This window comes from Amycolatopsis sp. GA6-003 (assembly GCF_046267895.1).
Classification (GTDB): Bacteria; Actinomycetota; Actinomycetes; order Mycobacteriales; family Pseudonocardiaceae; genus Amycolatopsis.
Genome location: NZ_CP176499.1, coordinates 6,820,797 through 6,832,641 on the forward strand (window position 1 = coordinate 6,820,797; position 11,845 = coordinate 6,832,641).

Sequence of the window (11,845 nt, forward strand, 5' to 3'; positions counted from 1 at the left end):
GCACACGGTCGCCTCCGGGCGCGTGCCGTTCAAGCGACGTGCTTGGCGGCGCGGGGCGTGTTGTTCGGCGACGCAGCTGTAGTCGGGTGCCGCGTCCGGTAGCGGCGTGCGCGGGGCTCGTCGGTCGCTTCCGGGATCGGCAAAAGGCGAGCTACCGGCGCGAGCTCTCCTGACTCACCCCAGCGCCCACAACCGCGCGTAATGCCCGTTCGCGGCGAGGAGTTCGGAATGCGTGCCTTGTTCGACGATGCGGCCGTGGTCGAGCACCACGATCCGGTCCGCTTTCGCGGCGGTTGCCAGGCGGTGGGCCACTACGAAGGTGGTGCGGCGGCGCGCGAGGTGTTCGGTGGCGCGCAGGACCGCGGCTTCGGTGGCTGGGTCCAGGGCGGCGGTGGCTTCGTCCAGCAGGAGCACGTCCGGGTCGACCAGTTCGGCTCGGGCCAGCGCGACGAGTTGCCGCTGCCCAGCGGACAGCGAGCGGCCGCGTTCGCCTACTGGTTGCCGGAAACCGGCGGGCAGCGCGGCTACTCCGTCCAGTGCGCCGACCGCGCGCACGGCGGCCTCGACTTCCGCGTCGGTGGCTTCCGGGCGGCCGTACCGCACGTTGTCCGCGACGGTGCCGGAGAACAGGTGCGCCTCCTGCGGCACCACGCCCATCCGCGCGCGCAGGGCGGGCAGGTCGTACTCGCGGACGTCGACCCCGTCGATCAGCACCGAGCCGCCGGTGGCGTCGTAGTAGCGTGCGACGAGCTTCACCGCGGTCGACTTGCCCGCGCCGGTCGCGCCGACCAGCGCGACGGTTTCGCCCGCCGCGACGTCGAGGGTCAGGTTCTCCAGCGCGGGCTTTTCCGCACCGGTGTAGGAGAAATCGACGTCCTTGAACCGCACTTCGCCGGACAGCCGGGCAGGCAGTTCGACCGGGTGCTCGGCCGGGGGCACCGACGTCGGCGTGCGCAGCAGGTCGCCGATGCGGCTCAGTCCGACGCGGGCCTGCTGGTAGCCGTCGAACACCGACGACAGCTGCTGGATCGGCGAGAAGAATTGCTGCAGGTACAGCAAGAATCCGAGCAGCACACCGGCTTCGAGGGTGCCGCCAGCGACGCGGTGTGCGCCGACGACCAAGACGGTGGTGGTCGCCAGATCCGACAGCAGCGAGACAAGCGGGAAGTACGTCGCGATGTACCGCTGCGCGCGCAGCCGCGACCGGCGGTAGTCGTCACTGCGCGACGCGAACACCTTCGCCGAACGCTCTTCGCGCGTGTACGCCTGGGCGACGCGCAGACCGCTGACGTTCTCCTGCATGTCCGCGTTGACGACGCTCACCTTCTCGCGCGCCTCGCTGTACGCGCGCGAAGCGACCCGCCGGAAGATCAGCGTGGCCACCAGCAGGATCGGCAGCATGCCCAGCGCGTACACCGCCAGTGCGGCATCGGTGACCAGCAACGCGACCGTGATGCCCACCAGCGTGAGCGCGCTGACGACCGCGGTGGCGAGACCGGTCTGCAGGAACGTGGACAACGCGTCGACGTCCGTGGTCATCCGGGTCATGATCTTCCCGGACAGTTCCCGCTCGTAATAGTCCAGCCCGAGCCGTTGCAGGTGGGCGTAGCTGCGCACGCGCAGCGAGTACAGCACGGTCTCGCCGACCCGGGCGGTGAGCCGCGTCTGCCAGCGCACGACGAACCAGTCCGCCGCGACCACCAGCGCGCCGATCCCGGCCAGCAGCCACACGACGCTCGCCACGCCGGGCAGCACGCCGTGGTCGACCCCGCGCTGGTACAGCGCGGGCAACGCGAGCGAGGCCACCGCGTCGGCCGCGACCAGCGCGATCACCCCGACGAGCGGCCACCGCACCGGGCGCAGGATCCGGGACAGCCGGAAACCGGGGTCCGGGGCCGTGACGTCCACATCGGACAGTCGAGGCCGGTCGGTCGCGGGCGGCAACCGGCGGACGCCTTCCAGCAGTTCCGGGGTCGGCGGCACGTCCGCGCCGCCGCTGCCCGCGAAACCGCTGCCGCCGCCGGGCAGGCCGCCGCGGGCCTGCGCGGCCTCGGCGAGAGCGTCGACCTCGTCGCGGTCGTCGTCCGGCCACAGCACCGCCGTGGTGCCGTCCTCGCCGGGCTCGAGGTTGTCGCGGCGGTGCGGCTTTTCAACGTCGTCGCCCGGCCCGGAGACCAGTTCGCGGAACAGCGCGCACCGCGCCAGCAGCTCTTCCTCGGTGCCGACGTCGACCACCCGGCCCTGGTCCAGCACCGCGATCCGGTCCGCCAGCTGCAACGTCGACCGCCGGTGCGCGATGAGCAGCGTGGTGCGCTCGGCGGTGACCGCGCGCAGCGTGTCATGGATCGCGGCTTCGGTGACGGTGTCGATCGCCGACGTCGCGTCGTCCAGGATCAGCACGCGCGGATCGGTGAGCAGTGCCCGAGCCAGCCCGAGCCGCTGCCGTTGCCCGCCGGACAACGTGAGCCCGCGCTCGCCGACCTCGGTGGCGTACCCGTCCGGCAGCGCGCGGATGAACTCGTCCGCCTCCGCCGCGCGGGCGGCCGCGAAGACCTCCTCGTCGCTCGCGTCCGGGCGGCCGTACGCGATGTTGTCGCGCACCGACGTGGAGAACAGGAACGCTTCCTCGAAAACCACGCCGATCGCCTGCCGCAGGTCCTTCAACGGCACGTCGCGCACGTCCAGCCCGCCGACCCGCACCGAACCCGAGTGCACGTCGTAAAACCGCGGCAGTAGCAGGGAAATCGTGGACTTGCCGGACCCCGCCGTGCCCACCAGTGCGAGCGTTTCGCCGGGCCGCGCCTCCAGGGTGAGCCCGTCGAGCACCGGATCGCTGCGGGTGTACCCGAATTTCACGTCGTCGAGTTCGACGCCCAGCGCGCCCGGCGGCAACGGCCGCGCGTCGGGGCTGTCGGCAACCTCCGGCTGCGCGTCGATCAGCTCGTACACCCGCTCGGCGCCAGCGCGCGTGAGCTGCGCCTGCACGACCAGACCGGACAGGAACCGCGCCGGGCCGATCAACGCCGCGAGATAGGTGGCGAACGCGAGGAACGTGCCAAGACTGATCTGCCCGTTCAACGCCAGCACGCCGCCGATCGCCAGCACCGCGACCTGACCCGCGGCCGGCAGTGCCGACGTGGTCGCCGTCGGCAACGCGGACAGCTTCGCCGCACGCAACCGCTCCGCGAAAAGCTTCCGCGCCGTGCGCTCCAGCCGGGCGACCTCGCGCGCCTCCTGCCCGAAACCCTTCACCACGCGCACGCCGGTGACGGTTTCCTCGACCTGCTGCGCGACGTCCGCCGCGCGCTGCTGCGCCGACCACGTCGCCGGGAACAACCGCCGCCTGCTCAACGCCACGACAATCCCCACCGCGGGCGCGACCACCAGCGCGATGAGGGTGAGCAACGGCGACATCCACACCATCGCGCCCAGCGACAGCACCGCGAAAATCACCGACCCCGCCGACAGCGGAACCTGCATCAGCAACCCGGTGACCAGCTGCAAATCTGAAATCGCCCGCGACACCACCTGTCCGGTGCGCAACGCGTCCTGCTTCCCGCCGTCCAGCCGCGAAACCGCGCCGAACACCCGGTTCCGCAAATCGTGCTGCACGTCCAGCGCCAGCCGCCCGCCGACATACCGGCGCAGAAACGCCGAGCCGAACGCGACCAGCTGCAACGCCACCAGCGCCACCGCGAGCCCGGTTAGCTGAGAGGTGTGCCCGGCCACCGCGTCGTCCACCGCCGACCGCACCAGCAACGGGCTCGCCGCCTGCACGCCGACGCTCAGCACCGCCGCCGTCATCGCGAGCACCACGACCCCGCGGTGCTCCCAGCAGGCAGCGGACAACCGGCGCACCCAGCCGAGGTGCCGGGGCGCCGTCTCAGCAATCGGACGGTCTTGACGCGCGGGCGTCGCAGTGGTGGTCACATCACAAGGTTAGGGAGCGGCACCGACAATTTATTCCCCGCGCGGCCCCCGGCCCGGACCAAACGGGCACAACCGGCGCTCCCGCGAGCCGAGGTGACGAAGGGCACGCCAGCGGGTTCCGCGGGCGCCGGGAAGCGTCGTGGAGCAGGGAAACCCTGGTCCCGGCGGCACCGGCGGAAGGTTGAACGTTCACCTGGCCACCGGGAAGAACCCGGGCCAAATCCACCCCCGGACGAGCGCTCCCGCCCAATGTTCTTTAAGCTAGTACTCGGCGACCCGCTCCCAGTGACCCCCAGGCTGGTTGAGCGGGTCGCCCCTTCTCCCCTTCGTGTGCTCGCGCCTGGCGGCGCTTCGCCCGCGAAGGGGCGTCGTATTACCCGGGGGGCCGAGCCCCCCGGACCCCCACGGTGCGTTCGGCGGCGGTTGGGTGGGGGAGTGGGTTGGAACAAAAAGCGTTTGGGCGTAAGAGAAGCGGCGAGGCCGATGGGGCCTCGCCGCTTTCGTTTGGGGATGGGTTATGCGAGGGCGGTTTCGACGGGGGTGTGGGGGAGGTTGTGGGCGGTGGCCACTGGGGCGTTCGTCAGGGCGCCGGAGTGGGTGTTGAGGCCCAGGGCCAGGGCGGGATCGGCGGACAGGGCCTGCTTCCAGCCCTTGTCTGCCAGCTGCACCGCGTAGGGGAGGGTCACGTTGGTCAGGCCGTAGGTGCTCGTCCGCGGGACTGCGCCGGGCATGTTCGCCACGCAGTAGAAGACCGAGTTGTGGACCGTGTAGGTCGGGTCGTCGTGCGTGGTCGGGCGCGAGTCCGCGAAGCAGCCGCCCTGGTCGATGGCGATGTCCACCAGGACGCTGCCCGGCTTCATGCGGGAGACCAGGTCGTTGGAGACCAGCTTCGGAGCCTTCGCGCCAGGGACCAGGACCGCGCCGATGACCAGGTCCGCTTCCAGGACCGACTGTTCCACCGAAAGGCGGTTGGAGGTTACGGTGCGGATGCGGCCGCCGAAGTCGTTGTCGATCTGGCGGAGGCGGTCGACGTTGGTGTCGAGGATTTCCACATCCGAACCAAGACCCAGCGCGACGCGGGCGGCGTTGAGACCGGCCACGCCACCGCCGATGACGACGACTCGGGCCGGGTGCACGCCGGGAATGCCGCCGGGCAGCACACCGCGGCCGCCGCTCGGCTTCATCAGGGCGTAAGCGCCGACCTGCGGGGCGAGGCGGCCCGCGACCTCGGACATCGGGGCCAGCAGCGGCAGCGCGCCGTTCGCCTTCTGCACCGTTTCGTAGGCGATCGCGGTGGTGCCCGCGGCCAGCAGCGCGTCGGTCAGCGGCCGGTCCGCGGCGATGTGCAGGTAGGTGAACAGCACCAGATCCTTGCGCAGGCGCGGATACTCCTCGGCGATCGGCTCCTTCACCTTCAGCACGAGCTCGCCCTCGGCCCACGTCTCCTCCGCGGTGGCGAGCACCTTCGCGCCCGCGGCGACGTACTCCTCGTCCGTGATGGACGACCCGGTCCCGGCACCCGTCTCGACGAAGACGTCGTGCCCGCGACCGACCAGTTCGTGCACGCCGGCCGGGGTCAACGCGACCCGGTACTCGTGCTTCTTGATCTCACGGGGAACGGCGATGCGCACTGCTTGCCTCCTGGCGGCGGTTCTGTCGAAGGTGTTGCCACTCACGGTGATCTACCCGGACGGCGGTGTCATCATCCCGCCGCCACAGTCTTGCGCCCGGTCGATAGTGCTGCCAGGACAATGCCCTTGACCTCGACCGCACTTGAGGTAGTTGGCTGGACCTTGGCGGAGACTTCGAGGAAGGGCTTACATGCGAGCGGTGTGGCTGCGGGAATTCGGCGGGCCGGCGGTGCTGAAGGCGGGAGAGGCGCCCGATCCGGTTCCCGGGCCGGGGCAGGTGCTGATCGAGGTGGCGTTCGCGAACGTCACGTTCGTGGAAACCCAGTTCCGGGCGACCGGGACGGGACCGTTCGGCAGCACGCTTCCGATGGTGCCCGGCAACGGCGTCGGCGGGGTGATCAGCCGCGCCGGGGAGGGCGTCGACTCGGCGCTGGTCGGGAAACGCGTGGTGACGTCGACCGGCGGCAGCGGCGGTTACGCGCAGCGCGTGGTCGTGGACGCGGTGTCGGTGTTCCCGGTGCCGCACGCGCTGAGCCTCGACGCGGCGGTCGCGTTGCTGGCCGACGGCCGGACCGCGACCGGCTTGGTGCACGCGACCGCGGTGGCTCCGGGGGAACGGGTGCTCGTAGAGGCCGCCGCCGGAGGGGTCGGCAGCCTCCTGGTGCAGCTGGCGAAGGCCGCGGGAGCGGAGGTCGTGGCTGCCGCGGGTGGCGCGGAAAAGCTTGCCCGCGCCCGGGAATTGGGTGCGGACGTGGCGGTCGACTACACCGATCCGGAGTGGACTGCGCGGGCCGGGGAGGTGGACGTGGTGTTCGACGGCGTGGGAGGCGCGGTCGGCACCGCGGCGTTCAGCCTGGTGCGACCCGGCGGGCGGATGGCGATTTACGGCCTGGCAAGCGGTTCGTGGGCGGAAGTGTCCGAAGAGGACGCTGCCGCGCGCGGGGTCAAGCTGGTCCGGTCGATCGGCGACGCGGCGGCGATGCGCGGCTACACGGAATCGGCGCTGGCGGCGGCCGCGGCTGGGCAGCTCACCCCGGTGATCGGGCAGCGGTTCCCGTTGGAACGGGCGGCTGACGCGCACGCGGCGATCGAATCTCGGGGCACCATCGGGAAGACGCTGCTGGTCGCGTGACCGGTTTCGACGTCGACAGTTTCCTCGCGCAGCCGCTGACCGCACGGGTCGCCACCGCGGGTCCGACCGTCCGGCCCACCTGGTATCTCTGGGAGGACAGGGCGTTCTGGATCCTCAGCGGCCCGTGGTCGCGGCTGCCCGCTCGGGTGCGCGCGGAGCCGCGCATCGCGGTGACGGTGGACGTATGCGACCTCGCGACCGGCTTGGTGCGTCAGGTGATCGCGCGCGGACCAGCCGCCCTCGAACCGTTCGACGTGCCGCGCGGACGGCGGAAACTGGTGCGCTACCTGGGCCCGGACGAGTCCGCGTGGGATCCGCGGTTCCGCGCGTACCTGCTGGACGATCCGGCTGAACGTGGCACGGTGTGGGTCCGGATGGAGCCGGAATCGTTGCGCGGCAACGACCTCAGCTACCAGGTCAGCTCCAGCGGAGTGCGATCAGCTGGGTAAGCAAAGCGAGCCGTACGTCAGGATCATCAAGGTTCAACGGAACAAGTTCCAACAGCCGTTTCATCCGATACCGCAACGTGTTCGGGTGAATGCGCAACCGTTCCGCGGCCGCGCGCGGGTCGCCGGGGTGTCGGAGCCATTCGTAGAGAGTGTCGACGTACCCCGCATTGCTCGCCTCGTCGTGTTCGCGCAGCACGCCGAGCGGGCCGAGTTCCGACACCTGCGCCGCCGCTGCTCCGGCGGCGGCGCGGTGCAGGACCAGGGCGGTCCAGGCCTCGTCGTAAGCCACGACGCGACCCTCGACCAGTCCGGCCCGCAGCAGGCCCAGCGCTTCGTCCGCTTGGGCTCGGGACGCGGCCAGCGCGGTCGGGTCGCCTGGCGCGCCCGCGGCCGCGCGGGGGAGTCCGCCGCGGCGGGAAGCGGGTTGGGCGAGCAGCGCCTCCCGCAGTTCCGGCCAGCCGCCCTCGCCGGGGCGGTCTGGAACTACGACGTACAGCAATCCGCCGAGTTCAGCCGCGACCGGACGGCGTCCGAAACCCTGAGAGATCCGTTCCAGCAACGCCAGCAACAGTCCTTCGGCGTCCCGGCTGTCGCCGCCGCTGACATCCACGACCACGACCCGGTGCGGCTCGTCGGACAGGTCCAGTTCGGCGACCACCCGCCGCGGCGGGACCTGTCCCTCCAAGACCGCGCGCAGCAATTCGGCGGAGGCCCGGCGCTGCGCGTCCGTGTGCGCGCGGCGGCGAAGCAGGTGCAAGGCGACTACCGGGGCCGCGTCCGCGAAAGCCGCTGCGCGTTCCTCCGAGACCGGACCGGGGACGACCGCCCACATCGACCCCAGCAGCTCGCCGCCCATCCGGATCGGCACGATCAGCCGCGGCAGGGTGCCGTCGCGCTGGGCCGGGACGAAGATCGTCTGCCGGCCGCGGGAAAGCTCGCGGAACACGCCGCGCGAGCGGAACCGGGCCAGCACGTCGTCCGGGATGCGGCGGCCCATGATCGTCGCGACGCGCGCCGGGTCGGTGAGGTCCTGGCGCGCGGAGTAGGCGAGCACGCGCGAGTTGGTGTCCTCGATCGTCACCGACGCGTCGACCACCGCGGCCACGGCGTCGGCGAGCCGGAAGAGATCGCCGGAACCCGGGTCGCCGCCTTCTTCGAGCGCTTCGGATTCGTCGGCGAGCGCGTCCAGAACCGTGCGCAACAGCCAGACCAGCTGGGCCCACGACGTCGCCGCGTGCACCTGGATCAACGCGATCCCCGCCGATTTCGCCGCGCGCCGCACCGGCTGTTTCGCGGCCAGCGGCGGTTTCAGCAGCACCGCCGCCGCACCCCGTCCGGCGCTCACCCGGACGAGTTCCGCGGCGTCGGCCGCCTCGACCGTCGCCACGCCGAGCACCAGGTCGCCGGCCGCGATGGCGGACTCCGCCCCCGGCTCGGCGATCACCACGTCGCCGACCGCGGGGCAGCCTTCGGGCACGAGAAGCGCGTGGAGCAGCGTGGGACCGACCCGGTCCACGACGCTGCGCACCGAAACCACAGCTACCTCCAGCGCTTCTGACGTTCTTGCTGGAACGGTAGAAGACTGCCCCGGTTTCGCCACCCGCGGCACTAGTTAGCGCGAAACACCTTCGGCCAGGGTTTGAAGTACGACACCAGCGTCGCCGCCAACAGCAACGTCAACCCGACGCTCATCGCCCCCGTGCCGGACACCGCGCTCGCGCCGACGACCTCACCGCGCGCGGCCTGCTCGCCGTGCGCGACGAAAGAGGGCACCACCAGCAGGTTCCCGCCGACAAACAGGGCCAGCGTCGCCACCAGCTTCCACAGCACCCAGTGGTAGCGCACCAGCTTCCATTTCGTGCCCAGCCCGAGCACGACCCCGGTCGCCAGGGCGAGCAGGCTGGCCGGGAAGTAGAGCGTCCCGGCGAGCACCCCGGCGATGACGTTCGCGCTGCGCGTGGTCACCGGATCGAGCTCGGCGATCGCGAGAACGCTGCAGATCAGCACCGCGAGTTCGGCTCCGATCCAGCCGACCGACGTGACGACGTGGCCGAACAGGAACCACTTCCGGGTCGCCGGCCGCATTCTCCAGTCCATGCGCTGAGCGTGCGCTTTACCGGAGTGTCGCGTCGTCCGTCAGCGCTCGGCATTTCTTCCTACGTCCGGGTGCGTAGGGCTCTCATCCCGTGAGAGCGGTTGGGCGTTTCGTCCGGCCTGGTTAGCGTCGCGCCCAGCCGACCCGATCCCGACCGCTAGGAGCGAGCACATGCCGGAAGACACCACGAGCTGGTCCTTCGAGACCAAGCAGATCCACGCGGGGGCGGCGCCCGACCCGGCCACCGGAGCCCGCGCGACGCCGATCTACCAGACCACCTCGTACGTCTTCCGCGACACGCAGCACGGGGCGGACCTGTTCAGCCTCGCCGAGCCCGGCCACATCTACACACGCATCAACAACCCGACCCAGGACGTGCTGGAGCAGCGCGTCGCCACCCTCGAAGGCGGCGTCGCCGGTCTCGCGTTCGCCTCCGGTTCGGCGGCGGTCACCGCGGCGATCCTGACCCTGGCCAACGCGGGCGACCACTTCGTCACCAGCCCGTCGCTCTACGGCGGCACCTACAACCTCTTCCACTACACGCTGCCGAAGCTCGGCATCGAGGTCACCTTCATCGACGACCAGGACGACGCCGAGCAGTGGCGGGCCGCGGTCCGGCCGAACACCAAGCTGTTCTTCGCCGAGACGCTGGCCAACCCGAGCAGCGCCGTCCTCGACATCCGCAAGGTCGCCGACGTCGCGCACGAGGTCGGCGTCCCGCTGGTCGTGGACAACACGGTGCCGACGCCGTACCTGGTCCGCCCGATCGAGCACGGCGCGGACATCGTCGTGCACTCGGCGACGAAGTACCTCGGCGGCCACGGCACGACGGTCGCCGGCGTGCTGGTCGACGGCGGCACCTTCGACTTCGGCAAGGACCCGGCCCGGTTCCCCGGCTTCACCGAGCCCGACCCGAGCTACCACGGTCTCAAGTACTGGGAGGCGCTCGGCCCGGGCGCGTTCGCGGCCAAGGCGCGCGTGCAGATCCTGCGCGACACCGGCGCGGCGATCGCCCCGCTGAACAGCTTCCTCATCCTGCAGGGCATCGAGACGCTGTCGCTGCGCGTGGAACGGCACTCCGCCAACGCGCAGGCGCTCGCGGAATGGCTGGAGGAGCGCGACGAGGTCGAGAAGGTCTACTACGCCGGCCTCCCGTCGAGCCCGTACCACGCGGCGGCGCAGAAGTACCTGCCGCGCGGCGTCGGCGCGGTGCTGTCGTTCGAGCTGCGCGGCGGCGTCGAGGCGGGCCGGAAGTTCGTCGACGGCACCGAACTGCACAGCCAGCTGGTGAACCTCGGCGACGTGCGCAGCCTGATCGTGCACCCGGCGTCGACCACGCACAGCCAGCTCGGCCCGGACGAGCAGGTCGCCGCCGGCGTCACGCCGGGCCTCGTGCGGCTCGCCGTCGGGCTGGAAGGCATCGAGGACCTGAAGGCCGACCTCGAGGCGGGCTTCCGGGCCGCCAAGGCGGCGCTGTGACGGATCCCGGCGCGAGTCCTCCGCCCGTCACCGGCGCGTGGCGGGCGGGGGACCCACCCGGCAACCGGCAGTGGTTCACCGGCTCCGGCGCGCTCGCGCTGGAGGCCGGTGCGACCCTGCCCGGCTACACCCTCGCGTACGAAACGTGGGGAACGCTCAACTCCGACGGGTCCAACGCTGTCCTCGTCGAGCACGCGCTCACCGGCGACAGCCACGCCGCCGGCCCCGCCGGACCCGGACATCCGAGTTCCGGATGGTGGGACGGACTCATCGGCCCCGGCAAGGCTTTCGACACCGGCGAGCTGTTCGTCGTCGCCCCTAACGTGCTCGGCGGCTGCCAGGGATCGACCGGCCCGTCCTCGCCCGCTCCGGACGGCGAGGCGTGGGGCAGCCGGTTCCCGGCCCTGACCGTCCGGGACCAGGTCGCCGCCGAAGCCGCCCTCGCGGACGCGCTCGGCATCGAACGCTGGGCCGCCGTCGCGGGCGGTTCGATGGGCGGGATGCGGGCTCTCGAATGGGCGGCAAGTCAACCCGATCGGGTCGCCTCCGCGCTCGTTCTCGCCTCGACCGCCCGCGCGTCCGCCGAGCAGATCGCCTGGGCCGCACCGCAGCTGCACGCGATCCGGAGCGATCCGGCCTGGCACGGCGGCGACTACTACACCGCGGCCGAGGGCCCGCACCGCGGACTGGGCGTGGCCCGGCGGATCGCGCACGTCACCTACCGCTGCGAACCCGAACTGGAAACGCGTTTCGGAAACCGGCCGCAGCCGGACGAGGATCCGCTGACCGGCGGCCGGTTCGCGGTCGAGTCCTATCTGGACCATCACGCGGACAAACTCGTCCGCCGGTTCGACGCGGGTTCCTACGTGGTGCTCACCGAATCCATGAACACCCACGACGTCGGCCGCGGCCGCGGCGGAGTCGCCGCCGCACTGGGCCGGGTCACCGCGCGCACGGTGGTCGCCGCGGTGGACAGTGACCGGCTTTACCCGCCGTACCAGTCGCACGAGATCGCCGGCGCGGTCGGCGGCGAGGCCGCGGTGCTGACTTCGCCGTACGGCCACGATTCGTTCCTCATCGAGACCGAGCAGATCGCCGCGCTGGTCAAGACCCTGCTGGGCTGAGACGC

Annotated in this window: 8 protein-coding genes; 4 read left to right on the forward strand and 4 right to left on the reverse strand. The window is 71.4% G+C overall.

Features of this window, described 5'->3' with window-relative positions; genetic code table 11:
• Nucleotides 1–174: 174 nt before the first annotated feature.
• The gene (locus F9C12_RS30950; RefSeq protein ID WP_409462703.1) at nucleotides 175–3,930 is read right to left on the reverse strand and encodes an ABC transporter ATP-binding protein; all 3,756 of its coding nucleotides are present in this window, start codon (nucleotides 3,928–3,930) and stop codon (nucleotides 175–177) included.
• 515 nt (nucleotides 3,931–4,445) lie between these two features.
• Nucleotides 4,446–5,561, reverse strand: coding sequence for an alanine dehydrogenase (gene ald / locus F9C12_RS30955; RefSeq protein ID WP_409185284.1), 1,116 nt, complete (start codon nucleotides 5,559–5,561; stop codon nucleotides 4,446–4,448).
• 190 nt (nucleotides 5,562–5,751) lie between these two features.
• Here ald and F9C12_RS30960 point away from each other — a divergent pair, with 190 nt between their 5' ends.
• Both F9C12_RS30960 and F9C12_RS30965 read left to right on the forward strand, forming a co-directional pair.
• Nucleotides 5,752–6,693: a zinc-binding dehydrogenase gene (locus tag F9C12_RS30960; RefSeq protein ID WP_409462704.1), complete on the forward strand. Its 942-nt coding sequence runs from the start codon at nucleotides 5,752–5,754 to the stop codon at nucleotides 6,691–6,693.
• The gene (locus F9C12_RS30965; RefSeq protein WP_409462705.1) at nucleotides 6,690–7,142 is read left to right on the forward strand and encodes a pyridoxamine 5'-phosphate oxidase family protein; all 453 of its coding nucleotides are present in this window, start codon (nucleotides 6,690–6,692) and stop codon (nucleotides 7,140–7,142) included. The genes F9C12_RS30960 and F9C12_RS30965 overlap by 4 nt, the downstream gene beginning before the upstream one ends.
• On the opposite strand, the gene F9C12_RS30970 is transcribed toward F9C12_RS30965, so the two are convergent.
• The gene (locus tag F9C12_RS30970) at nucleotides 7,111–8,679 is read right to left on the reverse strand and encodes a PucR family transcriptional regulator (RefSeq protein ID WP_409462706.1); all 1,569 of its coding nucleotides are present in this window, start codon (nucleotides 8,677–8,679) and stop codon (nucleotides 7,111–7,113) included. The two genes, F9C12_RS30965 and F9C12_RS30970, sit on opposite strands and share 32 nt — an antisense overlap.
• A 71-nt stretch (nucleotides 8,680–8,750) precedes the next feature.
• On the reverse strand, nucleotides 8,751–9,239 hold the full coding sequence (locus F9C12_RS30975; RefSeq protein ID WP_409462707.1) for a hypothetical protein: 489 nt from the start codon (nucleotides 9,237–9,239) through the stop codon (nucleotides 8,751–8,753).
• A gap of 169 nt (nucleotides 9,240–9,408) precedes the next feature.
• Between F9C12_RS30975 and F9C12_RS30980 the strand changes: the two genes are divergently transcribed.
• Complete coding sequence (locus tag F9C12_RS30980; RefSeq protein ID WP_409462708.1) at nucleotides 9,409–10,716, forward strand: bifunctional o-acetylhomoserine/o-acetylserine sulfhydrylase; 1,308 nt, start codon at nucleotides 9,409–9,411, stop codon at nucleotides 10,714–10,716.
• Entirely contained in the window at nucleotides 10,713–11,840 is a 1,128-nt protein-coding gene (locus F9C12_RS30985) for a homoserine O-acetyltransferase (RefSeq protein WP_409462709.1), read from the forward strand. The genes F9C12_RS30980 and F9C12_RS30985 overlap by 4 nt, the downstream gene beginning before the upstream one ends.
• Nucleotides 11,841–11,845: the final 5 nt, after the last annotated feature.